The 23,905-nt window shown below is 38.4% G+C and carries 20 protein-coding genes; 14 read left to right on the top strand and 6 right to left on the bottom strand.

Translation table 11 applies throughout. The features are described 5' to 3' along the window. The first annotated feature begins 39 nt into the window (after nt 1–39). From H0Z31_10980 to addA, 13 genes are all read left to right on the top strand, one after another. Nucleotides 40–663 (top strand): sugar transferase, encoded by a 624-nt coding sequence (locus tag H0Z31_10980; GenBank protein MBO8177964.1) that lies wholly within the window; start codon nt 40–42, stop codon nt 661–663. A gap of 2 nt (nt 664–665) precedes the next feature. Continuing rightward, nucleotides 666–1,454, top strand: coding sequence for a GNAT family N-acetyltransferase (locus H0Z31_10985; protein ID MBO8177965.1), 789 nt, complete (start codon nt 666–668; stop codon nt 1,452–1,454). A gap of 327 nt (nt 1,455–1,781) precedes the next feature. Beyond that, nucleotides 1,782–2,819: a GNAT family N-acetyltransferase gene (locus tag H0Z31_10990; GenBank protein ID MBO8177966.1), complete on the top strand. Its 1,038-nt coding sequence runs from the start codon at nt 1,782–1,784 to the stop codon at nt 2,817–2,819. 182 nt (nt 2,820–3,001) lie between these two features. Then, on the top strand, nt 3,002–4,288 hold the full coding sequence (locus tag H0Z31_10995; protein MBO8177967.1) for a PQQ-dependent sugar dehydrogenase: 1,287 nt from the start codon (nt 3,002–3,004) through the stop codon (nt 4,286–4,288). Nucleotides 4,289–4,362: 74 nt separating this feature from the next. After that, nucleotides 4,363–6,393 carry a PQQ-dependent sugar dehydrogenase gene (locus H0Z31_11000; protein ID MBO8177968.1) on the top strand — a complete coding sequence of 677 codons (2,031 nt, stop codon included), beginning with the start codon at nt 4,363–4,365 and terminating at the stop codon, nt 6,391–6,393. Nucleotides 6,394–7,009: 616 nt separating this feature from the next. After that, on the top strand, nt 7,010–8,047 hold the full coding sequence (locus tag H0Z31_11005; protein MBO8177969.1) for a GNAT family N-acetyltransferase: 1,038 nt from the start codon (nt 7,010–7,012) through the stop codon (nt 8,045–8,047). 672 nt (nt 8,048–8,719) lie between these two features. Continuing rightward, nucleotides 8,720–9,334, top strand: a complete 615-nt coding sequence (locus tag H0Z31_11010; protein MBO8177970.1) for a TVP38/TMEM64 family protein — start codon at nt 8,720–8,722, stop codon at nt 9,332–9,334. A gap of 29 nt (nt 9,335–9,363) precedes the next feature. After that, nucleotides 9,364–9,912, top strand: coding sequence for a signal peptidase I (gene lepB, locus H0Z31_11015; GenBank protein MBO8177971.1), 549 nt, complete (start codon nt 9,364–9,366; stop codon nt 9,910–9,912). Between the two features lie 135 nt (nt 9,913–10,047). Beyond that, nucleotides 10,048–10,668 (top strand): hypothetical protein, encoded by a 621-nt coding sequence (locus H0Z31_11020; protein MBO8177972.1) that lies wholly within the window; start codon nt 10,048–10,050, stop codon nt 10,666–10,668. Between the two features lie 98 nt (nt 10,669–10,766). Beyond that, nucleotides 10,767–11,120 carry a winged helix-turn-helix transcriptional regulator gene (locus tag H0Z31_11025; protein ID MBO8177973.1) on the top strand — a complete coding sequence of 118 codons (354 nt, stop codon included), beginning with the start codon at nt 10,767–10,769 and terminating at the stop codon, nt 11,118–11,120. Nucleotides 11,121–11,137: 17 nt separating this feature from the next. Beyond that, nucleotides 11,138–13,240, top strand: a complete 2,103-nt coding sequence (cadA, locus tag H0Z31_11030; protein ID MBO8177974.1) for a cadmium-translocating P-type ATPase — start codon at nt 11,138–11,140, stop codon at nt 13,238–13,240. A 143-nt stretch (nt 13,241–13,383) separates the two neighbouring features. Beyond that, nucleotides 13,384–16,890 carry a helicase-exonuclease AddAB subunit AddB gene (addB, locus tag H0Z31_11035; GenBank protein ID MBO8177975.1) on the top strand — a complete coding sequence of 1,169 codons (3,507 nt, stop codon included), beginning with the start codon at nt 13,384–13,386 and terminating at the stop codon, nt 16,888–16,890. After that, on the top strand, nt 16,865–20,614 hold the full coding sequence (gene addA, locus H0Z31_11040; protein MBO8177976.1) for a helicase-exonuclease AddAB subunit AddA: 3,750 nt from the start codon (nt 16,865–16,867) through the stop codon (nt 20,612–20,614). Before addB ends, addA begins: the two co-directional genes overlap by 26 nt. A 59-nt stretch (nt 20,615–20,673) precedes the next feature. Here addA and H0Z31_11045 read toward each other — a convergent pair whose 3' ends face one another. The 6 genes from H0Z31_11045 to H0Z31_11070 are packed head-to-tail and all read right to left on the bottom strand — an operon-like array spanning nt 20,674 to nt 22,600. Beyond that, the gene (locus tag H0Z31_11045; GenBank protein MBO8177977.1) at nt 20,674–20,892 is read right to left on the bottom strand and encodes a spore germination protein; all 219 of its coding nucleotides are present in this window, start codon (nt 20,890–20,892) and stop codon (nt 20,674–20,676) included. Between the two features lie 59 nt (nt 20,893–20,951). Then, nucleotides 20,952–21,320, bottom strand: coding sequence for a spore germination protein GerPE (locus tag H0Z31_11050; GenBank protein MBO8177978.1), 369 nt, complete (start codon nt 21,318–21,320; stop codon nt 20,952–20,954). 5 nt (nt 21,321–21,325) lie between these two features. Then, entirely contained in the window at nt 21,326–21,502 is a 177-nt protein-coding gene (locus H0Z31_11055; protein ID MBO8177979.1) for a spore gernimation protein GerPD, read from the bottom strand. Next, nucleotides 21,499–22,101: a hypothetical protein gene (locus tag H0Z31_11060; GenBank protein ID MBO8177980.1), complete on the bottom strand. Its 603-nt coding sequence runs from the start codon at nt 22,099–22,101 to the stop codon at nt 21,499–21,501. The genes H0Z31_11055 and H0Z31_11060 overlap by 4 nt, the downstream gene beginning before the upstream one ends. A 37-nt stretch (nt 22,102–22,138) precedes the next feature. Next, nucleotides 22,139–22,360: a spore gernimation protein gene (locus H0Z31_11065; GenBank protein MBO8177981.1), complete on the bottom strand. Its 222-nt coding sequence runs from the start codon at nt 22,358–22,360 to the stop codon at nt 22,139–22,141. Between the two features lie 18 nt (nt 22,361–22,378). Continuing rightward, nucleotides 22,379–22,600 (bottom strand): spore germination protein, encoded by a 222-nt coding sequence (locus tag H0Z31_11070; GenBank protein ID MBO8177982.1) that lies wholly within the window; start codon nt 22,598–22,600, stop codon nt 22,379–22,381. 111 nt (nt 22,601–22,711) lie between these two features. On the opposite strand from H0Z31_11070, the gene H0Z31_11075 reads away from it, so the two are divergent. After that, nucleotides 22,712–23,890, top strand: a complete 1,179-nt coding sequence (locus H0Z31_11075) for a DUF418 domain-containing protein (GenBank protein ID MBO8177983.1) — start codon at nt 22,712–22,714, stop codon at nt 23,888–23,890. The last annotated feature ends 15 nt before the right edge of the window (nt 23,891–23,905 follow it).

Genomic DNA, 23,905 nt, shown 5'->3' on the forward strand with positions numbered 1-23,905 from the left:
AGCTAAGGTGATACATTAAAGGGGTGAGATGGTGTGGGGATGAAGCGGAAACGTCTATTTGATTTTTTTACAGCTCTATTTTTAATTATTCTTTTTATGCCAATTATTTTATGCGTTGCTTTGTTAGTAAAAATTTATCTAGGTTCTCCCATTTTATTTAAGCAGTTACGCCCAGGCTTAAATGCCAAACCATTTTATATTTATAAATTTCGAACGATGACGAATGAAAAAGATGAACAAGGAAATCTTCTACCTGAAGAAAAACGAGTGACTCGGTTTGGGAACTTACTAAGAAAATACAGTCTAGATGAATTACCACAATTATTTAATGTTATTAAAGGGGATCTTAGCTTAGTCGGACCCAGACCATTATTTACGAAGTACTTGCCCTATTATACAGAAAGGGAAATGAAAAGACATTCCGTAAAGCCAGGCATTACCGGGTTGTCACAAATATCAGGTAGAAATCTGTTAGGGTGGGACGAAAGACTAGAGTTGGATGTTAAATATGTAGAAGAACGATCATTTTGGTTGGATATGAAAATATTATTAATAACCGTCATTAAAGTTTTCAAAAAGGATGGTGTGGCGGAATTTTCTAACAGACCTATGTTAGATTTAGACGAAGAACGCCGTTTAAAGAATAAAGAGAGGGATATATGAACATGAAAATATTACCTTTAAGTACGGAGCATGTTGACGATGTCATTACACTGATAAAGTCTGGTATGGACCCGTATTTATTTTCCTTGATGATTTATGCATGTCCAGGTTACAAAAACTATGTAAACTCTATTGTAAATGTTCCATATCAGTACTCTAATTGCATATTTTTTGGAGCATTTATTGAGGAGAAGTTAGCCGGATTCTTGGAATGCCGATTAACCAAAAATACATTACATTATAATAATCTTTTTATTTCTCCTGAAATAAGAGGCTCCGGAATAGGTAAAGAATTAATGAAGAGAGGATGTAAACTTGCTAAAGAGCAAGATATTTCACACCTAACCTGTGATGTCTTTGATCAAAATGTCACAACTAAAGCCTGGAAAGAAAGAACTGGATTTCAGGTGACAGAAAAAACCTATTGGTTTATGGGAAAAAATCCTTATAATACAAATTCAAGTGAGAATATATCATTTAAATTAAAAAACTACCCTCAAACTGAAGTCGCACAAAAAACATACAACTTTTCATTATTAGAAATCGAAACAACTAATGGGGAATATACAATAGGACTGGTAAATGATCAGTATCTTCGAATAACAGATATAAAATGCTTACAGGATTCAGACTTACTTAAAGCCCTGTCTATTATCGAACCTAACCGTACCCTACTTGTTTTATCTCCAAGTCCAGATATACAATCGTTACCGAACTTAAAGTTCATATGTAGCAATAGCAGATTCAAATGTCTATTGACTGAATACCAATATTATAAGGAAGTTTCCTAGAGTTCAAAACTGAATTATACTTTAAAAAATTTCTGTCATTGACCATACACAAGAAGGTTTAAACAAAATCTAGCTGAATATTATCCAACATTGAATCTAAATGAAGACGACACAACTTAGTTTATGATGTTAGTTGTGCCGTCTATGCTTTTTTAGAGGCCTTAGCTCATTCTTATGTTTTTAACCAGTTGTATAACTGTACTCCTTCTTTTTACGCTTAAGCTAAAAGAGGAGAGACTTATCTAGGAGAAAAAAACGAAACATTCGTAACTCCAAATATTAAGCTAAAGCATCTCAGTATTTGGAGTGTTAGGTGGTGAAACAGAGGTGTCTGGAAAAATGGTAAAATTAAGTGTACATGATAATTGGAACACATATATAGAAAAATTCCCTAAATTAGATGTTTATTATTCAAAGGAATACGTCCAATTATTTGCTGATGTAGAAGAAGGGGTACCGGAAGCCGTTTATTATGAAAATAAGGACGGAAAAGTATTTTATCCATTTATTAAACGAAAGATTCCCTTAAAGGAAGGATATTATGATATCGTAACTCCATACGGTTATGGTGGTCCGGTATTAGATGGGGATCGAAGTGTCATTACACCATTCTACAGCCAATTTAAGAGGGATTGTATCGATCATAACATCATTACTGAAACCATTAGATTTCATCCTTTACTGAAAAATCATGAATATATGAAGGATGTAATGACTGTAGATTATATTCGAAAAACAACAGCAGTAAACTTGACTCTTTCATTAGAAGAAATTAGAAAAAATTACGCATCTAACAATAAAAGAAATATTAAAAAAGCCAATAAAGAAGGAGTTCAAGCATTGGTTTCAAAGAATAAAGATGATATAGAAGTTTTTAGGGATTTATATTATGAAACGATGGATCGTAACAATGCCTCAAGCTATTACTATTTTGATAAATCCTATTTTTACCGCCAAATGGATGAAACCATGCTCAGTAAAACATACCTTCTAATTGCAAAATATAAGGAGCAAATCATTGCTGGTATCATTTTACTGATTGGAAAGGATTATGCCCATTATCATTTAGGTGCCTCCAAAACAGAATACCTCCCGCTAAGACCGAATAACTTGTTATTTGATGCGATGGTAGAACTCTCGAAATCTCTTGGACTAAAAGCTCTTCATTTAGGCGGCGGATACCAGGAGAATGATAGTCTTTTTAAATTTAAGTCATTATTTACAAACAATAATCACTTTAATTATTACATTGGTAAAAACATCCTAAACGATAAAATTTATCATGAGTTATCCCAAAGCGTCATGAATCATTTTTCGTTCAACAGTAGTAGCGATTTTTTCCCTCTCTATAGAAGAAAAAATTAATTTTTTTCTATTATTTCCTCAGCTATTTTTTTAGAAGGAGTTCTAATCTCCTTTTCCATTCATTTTTCCGCAATTTCCCTCATTCAAAGGTACAAACTTTTTTTCCTCACTAACATAATGTAAATGGTAGATAGAAAACTTATCTAAAGATTTTCTCGAAAGGAGGTATGAAAGGATAAAAGATGATAAAAACATTGAATATGATCTTTTTGTCCCTTTTTTTATTTTTTTTACCACTACATGCTCATGCACAACCCCTCAAACGAGATTTACCTAATGACATTTTACGGAACGGGTCAAGAGGTGAAGGGGTAAAAATCTTACAACAAGCTCTTAATGATATAGGATATTCTCTTAAAGTAGATGGTATATATGGGAATCTTACGGAATCGGCCGTAAAAGACTTTCAGAAACAGAACCATCTAACGATTGATGGAATCTACGGACCTATGACAAAAAATGCACTTGAGAAAAAACTAGCAGAAGGGGGAACAGATCCCAATCATCCTTCCTATCAAATTGTAGCGAGAGGGTTAAATATTCCATGGTCATTGGATATTTATAAAGGTACCTTCTATGTAACAGAAAGGTCAGGAAATCTAGTTACCATTAAGGATGGAAAAGTAGTTCGCCACCCGATGAGACTATCGAAGCCGATAAAAGTTTATGGAGAAGGTGGCCTGTTAGGTTTTGTATTGGACCCTAATTTTGGAACAAACCAAACCGCCTATTTGTATCACACGTATCAAGTACAAGGGAAGATCTATAACCGAGTGATTTCAGTGAAATTAAGGGGTTCTTTATGGATTGAGCAAAAAGAATTAGTAGCAGGAATTCCAGGTGGACGAACACATAATGGCGGAAGAATCGCCATTGGTCCTGACAAAAAACTTTATGTTACGACTGGAGATGCTGGAGTTCCAGCACTCGCCCAGGATGTAAAAAGCCTTGCCGGTAAAATTTTACGAATGAATCTTGATGGAACGATTCCTAAAGATAATCCGTTTCCCGACTCGTATATCTATTCCTATGGTCATCGAAACCCACAGGGCTTAACCTGGGATCAAGGTGGACAATTATATAGTTCCGAACATGGCCCTTCTGGAGAAAACGGCTGGCGGGCACATGATGAAATAAATAAAATTTTACCAGGAAAAAATTATGGATGGCCTTTGATTTTTGGAAATCAAACGAGAGACGGGATGGAAAGTCCTTTATTCCAATCTGGTGACAGTACATGGGCTCCTTCAGGACTGGCATATTATAACGGTGCTCTTTATGCGGCTGGTCTAAAAGGTGCTCAAATTCGCAAGTTCAATCTTTCTAACAAACAAGAGACCGTCGTTTTAAGTGGATTGGGACGGTTAAGGAACATTACGTTTGATGGTAACACGGCATACGTGTTAACCAATAATCGTCTTTTAAAAGGAAAAAGTGATGACTGGATGATTAACATTCATGGTTTATAGTTGAAATGGACTTAGGAGAATTTACTCACCCAGTAGTTTTCTATGATTTGCTTACTCAAGAAGTTAACTAAACAATGATAGAAGTAAACCAGGTTGGGAATGTCAAAGCTATGGCTACTGTTAATAGGAAAAGTAAAATAAAACTTACTTTTGCTTTTCCAGATATTTATCTTGTGAGATTTGTAAATGGAGGAATGAGAATGGTTCTCATTGTATATGTAACGTATGTGACGAATGAGTTTGATAATACGGTTTCGGTCGTCGAAACGAAAACGAACACCGTAGTGGGAAATCCAATTGAAGTAGGTGCTGGTCCAAAGGGAATAACGATAACACGGAACGGAAAATTTGCCTATGTGGCGAATTATAGTGACGATACGGTTTCGGTGATTGAAACAAAAACGAATACTGTAGTGGGGAATCCAATTCAAGTAGGTGCTGGCCCTAAGGAAATTGCGATCACTCCGAATGGAAGATTTGCCTATGTGACGAATAGTATAGACGATACGGTATCGGTGATCGAGACAAAAACTAATACTGTAGTAGGAAGTCCAATTGCGGTAGGTGCTGCCCCAAAGGGAATTGTGATCCCTCCGAGTGGAAGATTTGCCTATGTAACGAATAGTATAGACAATACAGTATCGGTGATCGAGACAAAAACTAACACTGTAGTAGGATGTCCAATTGTGGTAGGTACTGGTCCTGATGCGATCGCGATCATTCCAAGTGGAAGATTTGCCTATGTAACGAATAGTATAGACGATACGGTATCGGTGATTGAGACAAGAACCAATACTGTAGTAGGAAGTCCAATTGCGGTAGGTGCTGGCCCAAAGGGAATTGTGATCACTCCGAATGGAAGATTTGCCTATGTAACGAATAGTATAGACGATACGGTATCGGTGATCGAAACAAGAACCAACACTGTAGTAGGAAGTCCGATTAAGGTAGGTGCTGGTCCAAAGGGAATTGCGATTACCCGAAATGGAAGATATGCCTATGTGACGAATAGTATAGACGATACGGTATCGGTAATTGACACGAGAACGAACACCGTAGTCGGAGATTCGATCACGGTGAAAGATGCTCCGACTGGAATCGCAATTACACCTATACCAATTATCGTTTCAGATCAAAGTCAATCTCCTTATCAAATTGTAGCGAGAGGGTTAAATATTCCATGGTCTATGGAGATTTATAATGGTACCTTCTATGTAACAGAAAGGCCTGGAAACCTAGTAGCTATTAAGGGTGGAACAGTGACTCGCCAACCAATGACTTTATCCAAACAGATAAAAGTGATCGGGGAAGGGGGCTTGTTAGGTTTTGTATTGGATCCTAATTTCGGGACCAACCAAACCGCCTATTTGTATCACACGTATGAAGCTCAAGGGAAAATCTATAACCGCGTGATTTCAGTAAAATTAAGTGGTTCATCATGGATTGAACAAAAAGAGTTAGTAGCAGGAATTCCAGGTGGACGAACACATAATGGCGGAAGAATCGCCATTGGTCCTGACAAAAAACTTTATGTTACGACTGGAGAAGCTGGAGTTCCAGCACTCGCCCAGGATGTAAAAAGCCTTGCCGGTAAAATTTTACGAATGAATCTTGATGGAACGATTCCTATTGATAATCCGTTTCCCGACTCGTATATCTATTCCTATGGTCATCGAAACCCACAGGGCTTAACCTGGGATCAAGGTGGACAATTATATAGTTCCGAACATGGCCCTTCTGGAGAAAACGGCTGGCGGGCACATGATGAAATAAATAAAATTTTACCAGGAAAAAATTATGGATGGCCTTTGATTTTTGGAAATCAAACGAGAGACGGGATGGAAAGTCCTTTATTCCAATCTGGTGACAGTACATGGGCTCCTTCAGGACTGGCATATTATAACGGTGCTCTTTATGCGGCTTGTCTAAGAGGGGCTCAAATTCGCAAGTTCAATCTTTCTAACAAACAAGAGACCGTCGTTTTAAGTGGATTGGGACGGTTAAGGAACATTACGTTTGATGGTAACACGGCATACGTGTTAACCAATAACCGCATTGAAAGTGGAAAAAGTGATGACTGGTTAATTAGAATAAATAGTTTATAGTTAAAATAAATCTATATGATTTCAACTAATTCGTAGTCGTAAATCTCTCGAGATTAACCATTTTAAACTGCATCGTGTAGATTAGTTTTACTTCTTTTGATAACGATTTTGTTCCTCTTCACTCTACTCCAAGTATGTCATCTTATATTGAATAACTGGTTCTTTATGACTTCACTCGTCAAGAGGCATCGTCGGTTTCGATATGTGACAGAATTCCTCACCACTATTATTCTACCCGTTTTAAAAGAGGTTCTTTTTCAATGTTTGTTCCACATTCAACCTCGTTTTTCGTTCTCCTTTTTTATGCCCGCAAGATAATCATTAATTGAAGTTCATTAGATGTTCTAAATTTGCTGAATATTCCTTTCTGAAAAATTGGAAGAAGTATACATTTAGGTGTGGTGTTTTAAAACGATCGCACGTTTTTTACCAACTTCAGCAACTAACTTCACTTCATACGGAGGCCTCTATTGTACAAGCTTTGTGGACCCATTGTAGGTCCCAATAGTCCTAAAAAAAGAAACCACATACACACTACACTACATCAACAGAGGTAATGTTATGTGGTCTCTACTGTCTCCTACCGAATAATAAAGTGTTAGGTGGTGAAACATAGGTGTCTGGAAAAATGGTAAAATTAAGTGTACATGATAATTGGAACACGTATATAGAAAAATTTCCTATATTAGATGTTTATTATTCAAAGGAATACGTCCATTTATTTGCTGATGTAGAAGAAGGGGTACCGGAAGCCGTTTATTATGAAAATAAGGACGGAAAAGTATTTTATCCATTTATTAAACGAAAGATTCCCTTAAAGGAAGGATATTATGATATCGTAACTCCATACGGTTATGGCGGTCCGGTATTAGATGGGGATCGAAGTGTCATTACACCATTCTACAGCCAATTTAAGAGGGATTGTATCGATCATAACATCATTACTGAAACTATTAGATTTCATCCTTTACTGAAAAATCATGAATATATGAAGGATGTAATGACTGTAGATTATATCCGAAAAACAACAGCAGTAAACTTGACTCTTTCATTAGAAGAAATTAGAAAAAATTACGCATCTAACAATAAAAGAAATATTAAAAAAGCCAATAAAGAAGGAGTTCAAGCATTGGTTTCAAAGAATAAAGATGATATAGAAGTTTTTAGGGATTTATATTATGAAACGATGGATCGTAACAATGCCTCAAGCTATTACTATTTTGATAAATCCTATTTTTACCGCCAAATGGATGAAACCATGCTCAGTAAAACATACCTTCTAATTGCAAAATATAAGGAGCAAATCATTGCTGGTATCATTTTACTGATTGGAAAGGATTATGCCCATTATCATTTAGGTGCCTCCAAAACAGAATACCTCCCTTTAAGACCGAATAACTTGTTATTTGATGCGATGGTAGAACTCTCGAAATCTCTTGGACTAAAAGCTCTTCATTTAGGCGGCGGATACCAAGAAAATGATAATCTTTTTAAATTTAAGGCTTCGTTTACAAATAATAATAACTATTATTACTATATGGCTAAAAACATCTTTGACGAAAAAATCTACAATGAATTATCTCAAAAGGTATTAAAGAATCTTTCATTTAGCGGACAAAGTAATTATTTCCCTCTTTATAGATTGAAAATCTGAAAGGTATTTTCTCATTTTCCTCACGTCCCTGACATTGATTTGCGCTGCCTAATTGAACAAGCAGAACTGTGATTTTCATTTTAAAAGGGGAATCGAACCACGATTAATCTCCCAGTGGAAAACCGTCACTGCACACCAAACGACTTCATAGTGATTTACGATTCGTTTCAGCATTACCTTTACCGCAAGAATCATTTCTTGCGGTTATTTCAATGTATCCCCAAGCCTCTTTGGACGAAAATATGGTATACTGCAAATGAAACAACTGGAAAGAATGCGCCGGATATTTCGCACACAAGTTTTATTAAAAGGCTCTACCCTAAAATAACTGTGGATAACTTTTGCTGTTATTTTATTCATCGATGTGCCAATGGCACTTGGCATGAATGTCTGTTAAACGATACTGTTGATATGTATACATTTCGCTTGTGGCGGACGCTTTCCGCGGGCAAGGTGCAAGCCGCTTCCCTCGCAACGCTAAGTAAGGGTCTTGCTTGTCTTATTGTTCCCGCTGGAGTCGCCGCCGTGTGAATAACTTTTTAAAAATCAACAATGACATATAACATAGCCTATTGAAAAAAGAAAATACTAATTACAATGGACGGACTTTTAGGATAGATTAAACCAAAAAATGGAATAATAGGTCAAAGTCATGAAGGAGAAACATACTCAATGGATATGGAAGCAATTAAAGCTTTATTAACTTTAGAACAAGTGATGGAATGGATCCAAGACTATCGTTCGTTCGGTGTGTTTCCAGGATTTCTCTTAGTGTTTTTGGAAGCTTTTTTGCCTTTTTTACCTCTTTTTTTATTTGTTATGGCCAATGCAAGTGCGTTTGGCCTTTGGCTCGGGTTTCTCATCTCCTGGGTGGGGGCTTGTTCGGGAGCCTTACTTGTTTTTTTAATCGTACGAACATATGGGCAACAGCGGATCGTAGCGTTTATCCACCGTCATAAAAAAGTAAAAAAGTTAATGAACTGGGTGGAAGACCACGGATTCGGTCCTCTTTTCTTAGTTCTTTGTTTTCCGTTTACCCCTTCAGCCTTAATCAATATTGTCGCTGGATTGTCTAATATTCACTTTTTTCAATATATGATTGCCGTGTTGGCAGGAAAAATGGTGATGATTTTTACCATTAGTTTTATCGGACATGATGTCATTTCTTTAATTCGCCAACCATTTAAAACGGTCGTTGTTATTATTATCATTTTTATATTGTGGTTAGTTGGTAAGGGAATCGAGAAAAAAATACAAGTAAATAGTGAGAGAAAACTACGTTCATAATGACTAGTGATTCAATGGAGAGTGAAATGATGAAGGAACAATGGAAAGTGGAGCTGGTCGAGTGGGGGAAAGCCATTGGACTTGGAATTATCATTGTTTTTATCATTCGGACGTTTTTGTTTTCAAGCTATGTTGTCGAAGGGAAATCCATGATGCCGACGTTAGATGATGGCAATAAATTAATGGTCAATAAAATTGGAGTACGTTTATTAGATTTGGAACGATTTGATGTAGTTGTGTTTCATCATAATGATGATAATTATGTGAAACGTATCATCGGACTTCCAGGAGATCGGATTCAATATGTAGACGATACGTTGTATGTGAACGGAAAAAAATTTGAGGAGCCTTATTTGGAAAAATATAAGAAGTCGACGAGCGGCAAGTTGACTGGAGATTTTACCTTGGAAGAGCTAACCGGAGAAAAAATCGTTCCAGAAGGAAAAGTATTCGTCTTAGGTGACAACCGTAGAAAAAGCTACGACAGCCGCCATTTTGGATTTGTCGATATCGACCAACTAATTGGGACAGTAAATGTTCGCTACTGGCCGTTAAACGAAATAGATATGACGTTTTAAGTAACGTAACCCCCGGTATCAATGTACCGGGGATTTTGTTTGTTCAACTGTTTTCAACACATATTTGTCCTAGCTTAGAATATGAATAAACAGAATAAACCTGCCCGTTAAGTGTGGGTTCAAGGTGGTGAAGTGATGGTAGGTTATGTCCTATTATATGTGACATTCCCTTTATTGTTAGGAGCGGTGGTCACTTTTTTTACCATTTTATTTTTTGCAAGGGACGAGAGAATGATAACCATGGTGATGGGTAGTGGTATGCTGTTATTACTTGTAGTGGAATACATCCCGCATATTGTTAAGGAATTCCACTTTCTTGGTGTATTTATTGGATGTGTAACTGCTGTAACTGGCTTTTTGACCTTTGAGCACATACTTAAAAATCAAGTGACATCTAAAATGGGTAACTTCCCTTTCATCGTATTATTGGTAGGTTTTATTTTTCATAGTGTCCCAACTGGAATCTCAATCGGAGTACTTTCAAAAATTGATTTCCATTTCGCTCAAACACAATTGAAAGGAATATTTTTACACCATTTGGCAGAAGGAGGGGCAATGATGGCCATTCTAAGTAAAGGCATGCGACGAGCATGGGTTAAATTTATCTTTTCATTATTTATAATGACCTTTTGTTTTTATGGATCTGTTTACATAGGAACGATTAATGAATATGTAAATTTGCATATGACAGGTTGGATTGTTGGAGTTGCTTTAGGCACCTTATTGTATGCGATTTACCATCTTTTTATAAAGTAAGAACTAAGTTTGTTTGACAAAAACAGGATATTTTTTTATTATTAACTTGCAATATATGAACATATTTTCATATATTGAAGTGTAGTAGGAGTGATACGATGACAAAAAATTATAAAGATGTCGAATTGAAAAATGAAAGCCAAACTTCAAATGAAGAATTTGAATCGATTGACGAGGAAACGTTGTTTATTGTCACCCAAACATTTAAAGCTTTATCTGAGCCAACGAGGGTAAGAATATTGCATTTACTAGCGCAAAAAGAGCATTCTGTAAATGAAATAGCCGAGAAATTATCGCTTTTACAATCAACTGTTTCTCATCAATTACGGTTTTTAAAAAATTTGCGCTTAGTGAAGTTTAGACGAGAAGGAACCACACTTTATTATTCAGCTGATGATGATCATGTAATGACAATGTTACAGCAAACCATCCATCACGCAAGACATCATTAACGTTTGGAGGGCTAGTAATGAACGAATATAAAATCAAAGGGCTCTCTTGTGCCAACTGTGCTAGGGAAATGGAACAAGAAATAAATAAATTAAAAAACGGGAAAGGATCAAGAATTTTTTATCATAGTAGCAAGCTTGTTTTAAATGATGGGGTTGATTTGCGAAAAGTAGAGAAAATTTTGTCTTCTGATGGTGCGTTTATCATAAAAGATGATGAATGGAATCGCTCTGAAAAAAATGGTGCGCATTCCCATCCTAATAATTATCGAATGAAGCTGTTGCTTGCAGTGTCTACGTTCATTTTTATTACCGCGATTTTCGTCGATACACAGCTTGATAACAGTATCCCTCCCATCATGTATTTAGTTGCTGCGGCTGCCAGTGGATATCAAACCTTTTTAAAAGGGGCTAAAAACCTCTTAAAACTCAAATTTAATATTGATACGTTAATGACGATTGCTTTAGTCGGCGCTTTTGGAATCGGAGAGTGGAAAGAAGGAACGTTAGTCGCCATCCTATTTGGTGTCAATGAATTACTTGAAGGGATGGGTATGGAAAAGGCAAGAAGATCGATGGAGGAGTTATTAAAAGTAGCTCCTAAAGAAGCGATTTTAATCGAGAATGGTCAAGAAAAAGTAGTCTCAATCGACACGATAAAAGAAGGAGACTTAGTGCTTGTAAAAACAGGACAAACGGTTCCTTCTGATGGAGTGGTCGTATCAGGGAAAAGTTCAGTCAACGAAGCGGCAATCACTGGAGAATCGATGCCAGTAGAAAAAGAACCAAATGAACAAGTCCTTGGGGGAAGTATTAATAATGAAGGAGTTCTTAAAGTAAGAATTACAAAAGCTTACAAAGATTCCTCCTTGGCCAAAATTCTTCATTTAGTAGAAGAAGCGCAAGAAACAAAGACGCCAACAGAGAAATTTATTAATCAATTTGCCAAATATTATACACCTCTTATTATGGTGATTTCAGTTATTGTCATGCTCATACCTCCTCTCTTTTTTGGGGGAGATTGGGAATCATGGTTTTACCAAGGGTTAGCTGTACTCATAGTAGGTTGTCCTTGTGCATTAGTCCTATCATCTCCAATTGCGATCATTTCAGGAATTACGCGGAATGCTAAGAATGGAATCCTTGTAAAAGGTGGCGTATTCCTCGAACAACTTGGAAAAATTGATACGATCGCTTTTGATAAGACAGGAACATTAACAAAGGGACGTCCTTATGTGGAGAAAATGTATGTTTATGATGAAGAAAAGTTTTATTACATCGCTGGATCCATTGAAAAGTATTCTTCTCATCCGATTGCCAAGGCAATTACAGAAAAATTGAGTGAACAAAATATTTCTTATGCAGAACTAGAAGAAATTCGAACAATTACTGGTCAAGGTGTGTCAGCTGTCATAGATGGTGTCACATACAAAGTAGGAAATGAGAAAAGTGTAAATTTTCCAATACCTAAAGAGATATTAGAAACGATTAACCAACTTAAAAATGATGGATACACAATTGTGATTGTTTCGGATAATGAAAAAGTATTAGGGCTATTTGGAATTACCGATGAAATTCGAGAAGAAAGTAAACATATTATTAACGATTTGTACTCAGTTGGAATAAAAAAGGCTGTCATGTTAACCGGGGATCATCACAAGACGGCTGAAAAGGTTGCCAATCAAGTAGGGTTAACGAATTTTTATGCTAATCTTTTACCTGACGAGAAAGTCTCCAAAGTCAAAGAGCTCATTAAAAACGGAAAAGTGGCGATGGTAGGAGATGGGATTAATGATGCGCCAGCCCTCGCAACAGCCGATTTAGGAATTGCAATGGGGAAAGGAACAGATAGTGCGATTGAAACGGCGGATATCGTTTTAATGCAAGACCATTTAGGAAAGCTGCCAGCTGCCATCCGTATTTCAAAAAAAGTAAATAAAATCATTAAAATAAACATCGCTCTCGCCTTAGGATTAAAGCTAATCGCGTTACTGCTTACCATACCCGGATGGCTCACCTTATGGATCGCCATCCTATCCGATATGGGTGCCACCATTTTAGTAACATTAATCAGCTTAACCATCATGATCGAAAGTAAAAAGAAAGTGTACACACCTCAATAATGTAAAGTAATGAGGGACAGTCCCGCGCCACTTTAAAGCTTTACCGTGGCGCGGGACTGTCCCTTTAACTAAAATTGTATATTATAATAGACCTATCAACTAAAAAGAGCGCTGATTGTTAGAGTTGGAAAGGAGAGAGAGGAATGGCCGTACGGTTTGTGATTGGGCGTTCTGGAACGGGAAAATCGACGTTATTTCTTCGAGAAATTGTTGATCAACTAAAAGAAGAGCCGATGGGCGACCCGATTATTTATTTAGTGCCAGATCAGATGACGTTTTTATCCGAATATCAATTAGTGAAATCTCCGGAAATTGCCGGAATGATTCGCGCTCAAGTATATAGTTTTTCCCGCCTCGCCTGGCGCATTTTACAACAAACAGGTGGGATCAATCGCTACCATTTAACTTCAACCGGATTAAACATGCTTATTCGAAAAATTATTGAGGACAAAAAAGACGAGCTCAAGCTCTTTCGCCAAGCAGCTGATCAGTCCGGTTTTGTTCAACAAGTGGAAACGATGCTCACCGAATTTCGACGATATTGTGTACAGCCGGAAGAATTGTTCGTCAAAAAAGAGACATTATCAGAAAACAAGAATCATAGCTTAGCAGATAAACTGCACGATTTACACAAAATCTATGAGGAGTTCGAACAGCGATTAGTGAACAAATATATTGATAGTGAAGATTATTTCCGGTTATTAGCTGAATCCATCGAACAGTCTGAAGAATTACAACGAGCGGATATTTATATTGATGGGTTCCATAGTTTTACGCCACAAGAATACTTAGTCATCCAACAGCTGATGAAGACGTGTCGTCGAGTTTCAATTGCCTTAACGGTGGACCAACCGTATACAGCCGAACCTCCGCATGATTTACATTTATTCCGAATGACTGGGGAAACGTATCAAACCCTTTATACGATGGCGATTCAAGAAGGAATTCGTGTGGAAGAACCAGTCATTTTAACTTCACCAAAGCGCTTTCGACAGGAAGAACTCCAACATCTCGAAAGTCAATTTGAGCACCGGCCAACCGTTCCATACGAAAAAGTAGTAAATGGCATCCGTGTGATTCAAGGAGCAAATCGCCGGGCGGAAATTGAAGCTGTAGCCCGAGAAATTCGAGCGCTCGTCTCTCAACATGGTTACCGCTATCAAGACATCGCTCTACTCATTCGAAATGGGAATGTGTATCAAGATTTACTAGAAACGATTTTTTTCGATTATGATATTCCGTACTTTATTGACCAAAAGCGGCCGATGCACACCCATCCATTAATTGAACTGTTACGTTCTACGCTAGAAACGATTCAAAGTCATTGGCGTTATGAGCCGATTTTCCGAGCGGTAAAAACCGATTTGCTGTTCCCACTACAAAGCAATAAAAAAGAACTACGGGAAAAAATGGACCGTCTAGAAAACTATGTTTTGGCTTATGGCATTAAAGGAGAGCAATGGACGAGCAGGAAGCGGTGGATTTATCGAAGATTTCGAGGAATCGAAGAAGTTCCGCAAACGGATGAAGAAAAGAAAATCGAACATGAGTTAAATGAGTTGCGTTTGTTTATTACCGCCCCAATTTTACGTCTAGCGCGTCGCCTGAAAAAAGCAACCACCGTTCGTGACAAGTGCGCCAGCTTGTATTTATATTTAGAAGAGTTAGATATTCCAGCTAAACTAGAAAAGATGAGCTTTGAAGCGACCGAGCGAGGAGATTTAGTAAAAAGTCGCGAGCATCAACAAGCATGGGATGCGGTCATTGACTTACTCGACCAACTTGTAGAAATTTTAGGAACGGATGAGATGTCATTAAAGAAATTTATTACTGTATTAGATGCTGGACTCGAATCCATGCGGTTTTCATTAGTTCCACCAGCGATGGACCAAGTATTGGTAGCGAATATGGAACAATCCCGCTTGTCCCACGTGAAAGTGGCCTTTGTCATCGGATTAAACGACGGTGTTTTACCAGCGAAATTGGACGATGATGGCATTTTGCAAGATGAGGACCGGGAATGGTTGTTAACAAACGGATTGAAAATTGCCCCAAGCAGTAAAATGAAGCTCTTAGACGAGGAGTTTATTGCTTATATCGCGTTTACGACTCCAGAAGAGCGGTTGTACATTTCGTATCCTATAGCGGATGAAGAAGGGAGGGCGCTTTTACCTTCGCCGTATTTGAAAAAATTCCATGAGATGTTCCCACAATTAGAAGAGCAAGTAGTCGTGAATGACCCGTCTGAATTACGCTCTGAGGACCAACTTAGCTATGTTTCTCATCCCAACACGGCGATTGCGTACTTAACAAGCCAGTTGCAGCTTAAAAAACGGAACTATCCAATGGCGGACTTTTGGTGGGATGTATATAACTATTACGTAACGACTACGAATTGGAAAGAGAAAGCCACGCACATTTTATCGAGCTTATTTTATCAAAATCGCCCGAAACGATTGTCGGAAGAAACGAGCAAATCTCTTTACGGGGACACGATTTTAGCGAGTGTATCCCGGATGGAGCGCTTCCATAGTTGCCCGTTTGCCCATTTTGCAACGTATGGACTGAAATTAAAAGAACGTGAAATTTATCGATTAGAAGCACCAGATATCGGTGAAATGTTCCATGGAGCGTTAAAGTGGATTGCTGAAGAAATTAATCGCCAAAACTTATCATGGAAGCAATTAACGAAAGAACAGTGCGCGGATATGGCGAGACAAGCGATTGCCTTTTTAGCACCGAAACTACAACATCAAATCTTATTAAGCTCTAATCGCCATCACTATATTAAAAGAAAGCTAGAGCAAATCGTGTCTAAAGCGTCGTATGTGTTAAGCGAGCATGCGAAAGCGAGTGGGTTTGCACCGATTGGATTAGAATTAGGTTTTGGTAGAAATGAGCCGCTACCACCATTTTCCTTTACGCTAAAAAATGGGACAAAAATGGAATTGACGGGACGTATTGACCGGGTGGACAAAGCGGAAAATGGCGACAACATTTACTTACGGATTATTGACTATAAGTCGAGTGCAAAAGAAATTGATTTAACCGAAGTGTATTATGGGTTAGCCCTTCAAATGTTAACGTACTTAGATATTGTCGTTTCTCATTCAGAAGAACTTATTGGTAAACAAGCGTTACCAGCCGGGGTGCTGTATTTCCACGTACACAACCCGATGGTAAAAACGAACAAATGGTTATCGGATGAAGAGTTGGAACGTGAACTCTTTAAACGCTTTAAGATGAACGGACTTGTTGTGAACGACACGGACGCGATTCGATTAATGGACGAAACGATTGAAGCAGGTGACTCGCATATTGTTCCTGTTCGTTTAAATAAAAATGGAACGGTATCTGACTATTTTTCAAAAGCAGCGAGCAAAGAAGACTTTTATCATTTACGCCAATTCGTTCGTCGACTGTACCAAAAAGCGGGTAATCAAATCGTATCAGGAGTAACCGATTTGTCCCCATACAAATTAAAAGATCGGACACCGTGTCAATATTGTTCCTTTAAACAGGTGTGTCAATTTGATCAAGCGTTTGAAGAAAACAACTACCGAATTCTAGTACCAAAGAAAAAGAACGAGATGATGGAAGTCATTCGAGAGGAGGTCTTAGGTAATGGACCAGCTGAACATTCCGATTAAACCAGAAGAGGTCACCTGGACAGATGACCAATGGAAGGCCATTTATGCTTCTGGGAGAGATATTTTAGTAGCAGCGGCTGCTGGTTCAGGAAAAACGGCGGTCTTAGTTGAGCGTATTATTCAGAAAATCTTAGCAGAAAAAGATCCCATTGATGTCGATCAACTGCTCGTGGTGACATTTACGAATGCTTCGGCCGCAGAAATGCGCCACCGCATTCGGGAAGCATTGGAAAAAGCGATTGCTGAACGTCCGCACTCGGCCCATCTCAGACGCCAATTATCGCTTGTCAATAAAGCGTCCATTTCAACACTGCATTCCTTTTGCTTAGAAGTAATTCGAAAATACTACTACTTAATTGATATTGACCCAAGTTTTCGGATCGCCGATGAAACAGAAGCAGAATTGATTCGGGACGATGTGTTAGACGAATTAATGGAAGATGAGTATGGAAAAGAAGGAAACGACGGATTTTATCGGTTAGTGGATACGTTCTCTAATGACCGAAGCGATGTCGAGCTACAAACGTTAGTGCGAAAAATTTATGACTTTTCCCGTTCGCATCCTGTACCGGACCGTTGGCTCGACCAACTAATAAACATGTATGACGTACAAGAAAAAACGACGATTGATGACTTGCCATTTATAGATTATTTGAAAAGAGATGTGCAGTTACAGCTTGAAGGCGCAAAACGATTCCTCCAAGAAGCATACGAAGGAACGAAAAAACCAGGGGGACCTGCGCCACGTGCGGAAAATTATCTCGACGATTTACAAATAATAGAACGGCTTGAGCGAGCTTTACATTCTTCTTGGGAAGACCTATATGTAGAAATGCAAGCTTGGAAATTTACTCGGGCAAAATCGTGTCGAGGAGACGAATACGATAAAGAGCTAGTTGACTATTGTGATTCTCTACGTAAAAAAGCGAAAGGAATGCTCGAAAAGCTGAAAACCGATTTATTTTCACGGAAGCCCGAATTTTTCTTACGCGATATGCGAGAAATGAAACCGATTATTGCCGAATTAGTCACTTTGGTGAAGAAGTTTCACGTGCGTTTTACGGAAGCGAAAAGAGAAAAAGGGCTTGTCGATTTTAACGATTTAGAGCACTACTGTTTAGCGATTTTACGTGACCCACAGGCGAAAGAGGGAGAGCTGCTTCCTTCGGAGGCGGCGATGAGCTATCGATACAAATTTAAAGAAGTTTTAGTAGATGAATATCAAGATACGAACATGGTTCAGGAAGCCATTCTTCAGTTAGTCAAATCAGAAAAAGGAAATTTATTTATGGTTGGCGACGTCAAACAGTCGATTTACCGTTTCCGCTTAGCTGAACCGAATTTGTTTTTAAGCAAGTACCGTCGCTTTCGGACGGATGGTAAAGACAGCGGACTACGGATTGATTTAGCGAAAAACTTCCGAAGCCGTAAAGAAGTGTTAGATGGGACGAACTTTCTTTTTAAACAAATTATGGGGACGACAGTTGGGGAAATCGAGTACGACAAGCAAGCGGAGTTAGTAAAAGGAGCACCGTATCCTGACGACGATTATCCGGTAGAGGTCATTTTGATTGACCACGCGGATGAGACGAGTGGTCATGAAGAAGAAGGAAGCGAGTCATCGGATATATTGGATCAAGTCGAGTTAGAACAATCTCAAGTTGAAGCCCGTTTGATGGCCAAAAAAGTGAAAGAACTGATCGAACAAGAACATCCGATTTTTGATCCGAAAACAAAGACGTACCGCCCGATTCGTTATAAAGATATAGTCATATTGCTACGCTCGATGCCATGGGCGCCAACCATTATGGAAGAGTTTAAAAAGGAAGGCATTCCATTATACGCGAATTTGTCAACGGGTTATTTTGAAGCAACCGAAGTATCAATTATGCTGTCGTTGCTACAAATCATTGATAATCCCTATCAAGATATTCCGTTTGCCGCTGTTCTCCGGTCACCGATTGTCGGGCTAGATGAAGAACAATTGGCGCAAATTCGCATTCATTCGAAAAAAGGAAGTTTTTATGAAGCGGCAAAGCAGTTTGTCGAATTACGAGAACAAGAAGGTCCATACGTTCACGAAAAACTAGACCGTTTTCTGCGACAGTTTGAACAGTGGCGAACCATTGCTCGTCAAGGGACGTTATCGGAACTGATATGGCAATTATATCGAGATACGCGCTTTTATGATTTTGTTGGAGGGCTTCCTGGAGGTAAGCAACGGCAAGCGAACCTTCGCGCGCTGTATGATCGGGCGAAACAATACGAAGCCACATCGTTTCGAGGATTATTCCGGTTTTTACGCTTTATTGAACGAATGAGAGACCGCGGAGACGATTTAGGAGCTGCTCGGGCGTTAGGTGAGCAAGAGGATGTCGTTCGTTTAATGACTATACACTCCAGCAAAGGGTTAGAATTTCCGATTGTGTTTGTCGCGGGATTAGGCAAACCGTTTAATAAAATGGACATCATGAATGGCTATTTATTGGATAAAGATTATGGTTTTGCTAGTCCTTATATTCATCCCGACAAACGAATTTCGTATCCGTCACTTCCGCAGCTTGCGTTAAAACGGAAAAAATGGATGGAGCTCATTGCTGAAGAAATGCGTATTTTGTATGTAGCGTTAACACGGGCGAAGGAAAAATTAATCCTTGTTGGCAGTTTGAAAAAAGCCGAAAAGAGTTTACAGTCATGGAAACATGCGTTACAAACGTCTTCTTGGCTATTAAATGATTACGATCGAGCCAAGGCGAATTGCTATTTAGATTGGATTGGACCGGCTCTTGTTCGACATCTTGATGGACGAATCCTTATTCAAGAAGATGCAATCGGTTTGGCTGATGAGATTCGTCAACATCCTTCCAAGTGGCAAGTTCAATTAGTGAACAAGCAACAATTTAACGATACTGGTGAACAGGAACAAGAAGAAGCGGTTCATTGGGAAACGCTTGTACAAAACGGAAAACCAATCGACGTTACCTCCCTATGGAAAAACGACATTTACACTCGCTTGGAATGGCAATATACCCATGTGGCGGCAACGAAACATCGTTCTAAACAATCGGTATCCGAAATAAAACGACTGTTTGAATGGAAAGATGAGTTGGGTAGTGACCAATGGAAACAGCGTAAAATGAAGCAAAAGGCGATTTTTAAGCGCCCGCTTTTCTTACAAGAAAAGAAATTAACGCCGGCTGAAAAGGGAACCGCGATGCACGTCGTCATGCAGCATATTTCCCTTTCTGAACAGCCAACCATTTCTTCCATTGAAGAACTTCTTTATGATTTAGTTCGACGTGAAATATTATCAGAAGAACAAAAGGCTGTTATTGACCCTTATCAAATTCTTACGTTTTTTAATACAGAAATTGGTAAACGGATCTTGCAAGCCGATCATGTACTTCGAGAAATCCCATTTAGTTTTGGAGTTCCAGCTACTGACATTTATCCGGATTGGCAAGGGGATTCGGAAACCATTTTAGTTCAAGGAGTTATTGACTGTTTAATAAAAGAAAAGGATCAATTGATTTTGCTCGATTATAAGACCGATGCCATTACGGATCGTTTTCTAGGAGGATTTGCGGAGGCAAAACCAATTCTGCAAAAACGATACGAGACGCAAATCGCCTTATATGCCCAAGCAGTAGAGCAGATTGTACAACAACCAATAATAGAAAAGTATTTATATTTCTTTGACGGTGGACATTTACTTTCTTTATAATAGTGGTTTCGGTACAGTAGGAAGTAAAAACAGGAGAAAGGGTTTCTTCCTTTCTCCTGTTAATTATTTCCTGTAATTGGCTGGTCAATGACATTGCAATCGAACGTTGTGTTTACACTAAATCCAGTTACTGTCCCGATAAACGCACCGGTATTAAAACCACCAGATCCACTAGTTGATTTTGAGGCGCTTTTAGGAGAGATAACCGCCGCGTCACCAAACTGGACTGTGCCTCCACCAACATTTAAAATTTGAACAGGACCGACAATAGCTGGCATGAAAAACATCCTTTTCATATGTTATCTAGTGATAGTGTATGCAGTTAAACAGAAAGAGTTCATTCACTTAATAATTGGCGAATATGCTTGATTCTTGCTTCTGAAGAAATAAAGCAAGTACTGCCAATATGAAAAACAGATGATGTAGAGACACCTAAAATGTTGATATTTCTAACATGAATGACAGGATTTAGATCATTTTTTAACATCGTAACCTTTTCTGTAATAGGGGGGAAGGGGATTGGTTCGTTGAAGACTGAAAATTGCGCAAAGTTCCCTTCGTTTCCAAAGAATAGCTCTTTTTCACGTTGGACAGCTAACACGTTTGCCCGAGGTAAAATGCGGTTGGAGTCTCCGATTTCAAAAACGGAAGCGAAGGATACGATGTTGGCTTCAACTGAATCCACAATCGAATATCGTTTATACATAGGCATCACTCTGGGGCCAATGGAACAAAGGGACCAATGATTAATGATTCGGGTGGTGTATCAAAGGTGGCAGCGAGTTGAATCGTTTCAGCATCGCCGACTAACAATAAGCCGGAACTCGATACTCCGATCACTCGTACCGATCCAACGTTTATGCCGTGATTTTCAACATGCAAATTCATTTGTCAGAAACTCCTTTCATGTTTTGTGGGAAGTGAGAAATAAAATGATAAACTCCTTGTCGGATATCATTCATAATTTTTTGTAGCAATTCTTGTTCAAGTTGCTGTTCGTTGTAATCTCGGGATTGGCCCATCATCAGTGTTTGTAGGTGATAATTGATCCGTTGTGGAAGCTGTTTTTTAATATCGTCTTTAATAAGTTGATGGATGTGAGAATCTAATGGCTTTTCCATTTGTTGTTCGTGTTGTTGAATAATCGATTCAATATCGTGATCAATCGTTTGTTGAAGGCGATCCAAGATGGCTTCTGACTGGCGATAAAAAACAGTTTGATGTGGAAACCCACCATTCGGAACAGCTAATTCTTCAATCTCAGATAGTCCATTTGGTGTAAGACCGATATTTAATGTGCCGTCTAATCGTTCGATCTTCAGTTGATCAAATTTATATTCTATTTTCTCGATATTGATGGCAGGTGATTCTTTCATTTGTTTGATTTGGTTTTTTAACTTATCAATTTCTTTTTCTAAAGTTTGAATTTGTTTATGCTGTTTTTGAATCCATTGTTGTATATTTGTAATTTGGTTGTACCAGTCCATCCTTTCACCTCCCTTTTTATTGGAAGAGGGGGACTAACTAGGGATTGAATGGAACAAGTGGTTGGGCGATCGGACTTATTGGAACCGGTCCGTTTAATGTTTTCGGCCTAGGGGCGGGCTTGATAAATCCCCCGGTATTGTATAAATAGGAGGCAGGCTTGATAATTCCCGATGTTCCGATTTGAAATACTGAAGAGTTGCTCACGCTGCCAATTTTTATCGAGTGGATATTGATCGTTTGCGTAACATAAATGTTCATGATGTTCACCTGCGTTTATTAAACATTAAAGGCATTTGCTTGGTCTACAACGTCCGGATCGAACGTATTCGTTGCAGATTGATGATTGTATACGTTTAAGCCGTCACCAGTATTAAATGAACCAGCGCCAGAGTAGGTTTTGGCAGAGGATAACGGTTGTATTTGGAACACATCGCCGATATTAAAAACCCCTCCAGTACCAATGCTGATAACTTGAACGGCACCGACTAAGGCTGGCATGACCGTTCACATCCTTATATACATTTTCTAGTTTTATAGTATGATGATGTTGTTGATGTGTGATAAATACGCCTATGAATGTAGAAAAGATTATGAAAAGGATGAAAAGAAATGAATCATTTGAAACCATTGCAAACGAACGAGCGAATTCTTTCGTTAGACGTGATCCGAGGGATGTCGCTGTTAGGTATTTTTCTTGTCAATATTTTATCTTTCCACTCCCCAATAATGTATACGAATCCGTACGAATGGTGGGACTATGGGGATAGCAAAGTATTTCGGTGGATTGATATTTTAGTTCAAGGAAGTTTTTATCCGTTATTTGCAATGATGTTTGGTATGGGACTATATATGCTGTATGAACGCTCGATCAAACGTGGGGTGCCCTTTTATTCAATCGCAACAAGACGGTTATTGATGATGTTGTTGATTGGTATATTACACGTAACGTTTGTTTGGTTTGGAGATATTTTGATTACGTACGCGTTAATTGGATTGTTCACCATTCTTTTCATCAAAGTTTCACCAAAGGCACTTTTATGGACGAGTGGGTTATTATTCTTTTTAATTAATGGCTTATTATTTGTTTCTTTATATGGAGTATCATTAGTCAATCCATACAAAGTGACGATATGGACGGATATCGAAAATGTTAAGCAATCGATTGAAGTGTATACTACTGGTTCATTTATGGAAATTACTCGCCAGCGTTGGATGGATTGGTATTACGTCAATGGACCTCAATCGATCATTATGTTAGTATCCACGATATTTCCGTTTATGCTTTTTGGAGCGGCTGTCGGAAAATACAGATGGGTCGAAAAGGTTGTAGAATGGAGAACACATTGGGGGATCACATCAATCATATGTATGACCATTGGTTTCCTGTTAAAAATGACTCCTTATGCTTTTGAGGGCAACTATGTATGGATGTATGTCCAAGATATATTTGGCGGGCCTATATTAGCAATTGGCTATGGGGCATTCATCGTGTGGATGGTATCGTTTAAGCCCATCCATCGGTTTGGGCACCCATTCGCCGCTACTGGAAAAATGTCACTTACTAATTATTTAACTCAGTCCATAGTTAGTTCCATCATTTTTTATAGCTACGGGCTTGGTTTATATGGTAATGTTTCCTTAAGTACATGTGTCTTCATCGTCATCAGTATATATCTGATGCAAGTAGTAGCTAGTGAATGGTGGCTATGGAAGTTTCAACGAGGGCCTATGGAATGGCTATGGCGGCTGGTCACCTATCGACAAAGGATTCCGCTAAAAAAAGGATAAAACCATTAGTACAAT

It is taken from the genome of Bacillus sp. (in: firmicutes) (genome assembly GCA_017656295.1).
Lineage (GTDB): Bacteria > Bacillota > Bacilli > Bacillales > JACDOC01 > JACDOC01.

Bases quoted from the DNA above. Each gene is read 5' to 3' on its own strand.
- H0Z31_10980 (MBO8177964.1), top strand. From the start codon at position 40: ATGAAGCGGAAACGTCTATTTGATTTTTTTACAGCTCTATTTTTAATT.
- H0Z31_10985 (MBO8177965.1), top strand. From the start codon at position 666: ATGAAAATATTACCTTTAAGTACGGAGCATGTTGACGATGTCATTACA.
- H0Z31_10995 (MBO8177967.1), top strand. From the start codon at position 3,002: ATGATAAAAACATTGAATATGATCTTTTTGTCCCTTTTTTTATTTTTT.
- H0Z31_11000 (MBO8177968.1), top strand. From the start codon at position 4,363: ATGATAGAAGTAAACCAGGTTGGGAATGTCAAAGCTATGGCTACTGTT.
- H0Z31_11010 (MBO8177970.1), top strand. From the start codon at position 8,720: ATGGATATGGAAGCAATTAAAGCTTTATTAACTTTAGAACAAGTGATG.
- lepB (MBO8177971.1), top strand. From the start codon at position 9,364: ATGAAGGAACAATGGAAAGTGGAGCTGGTCGAGTGGGGGAAAGCCATT.
- H0Z31_11020 (MBO8177972.1), top strand. From the start codon at position 10,048: ATGGTAGGTTATGTCCTATTATATGTGACATTCCCTTTATTGTTAGGA.
- H0Z31_11025 (MBO8177973.1), top strand. From the start codon at position 10,767: ATGACAAAAAATTATAAAGATGTCGAATTGAAAAATGAAAGCCAAACT.
- cadA (MBO8177974.1), top strand. From the start codon at position 11,138: ATGAACGAATATAAAATCAAAGGGCTCTCTTGTGCCAACTGTGCTAGG.
- addB (MBO8177975.1), top strand. From the start codon at position 13,384: ATGGCCGTACGGTTTGTGATTGGGCGTTCTGGAACGGGAAAATCGACG.
- addA (MBO8177976.1), top strand. From the start codon at position 16,865: ATGGACCAGCTGAACATTCCGATTAAACCAGAAGAGGTCACCTGGACA.
- H0Z31_11045 (MBO8177977.1), bottom strand. From the start codon at position 20,892: ATGCCAGCTATTGTCGGTCCTGTTCAAATTTTAAATGTTGGTGGAGGC.
- H0Z31_11050 (MBO8177978.1), bottom strand. From the start codon at position 21,320: ATGTATAAACGATATTCGATTGTGGATTCAGTTGAAGCCAACATCGTA.
- H0Z31_11055 (MBO8177979.1), bottom strand. From the start codon at position 21,502: ATGAATTTGCATGTTGAAAATCACGGCATAAACGTTGGATCGGTACGA.
- H0Z31_11060 (MBO8177980.1), bottom strand. From the start codon at position 22,101: ATGGACTGGTACAACCAAATTACAAATATACAACAATGGATTCAAAAA.
- H0Z31_11065 (MBO8177981.1), bottom strand. From the start codon at position 22,360: ATGAACATTTATGTTACGCAAACGATCAATATCCACTCGATAAAAATT.
- H0Z31_11070 (MBO8177982.1), bottom strand. From the start codon at position 22,600: ATGCCAGCCTTAGTCGGTGCCGTTCAAGTTATCAGCATTGGTACTGGA.
- H0Z31_11075 (MBO8177983.1), top strand. From the start codon at position 22,712: ATGAATCATTTGAAACCATTGCAAACGAACGAGCGAATTCTTTCGTTA.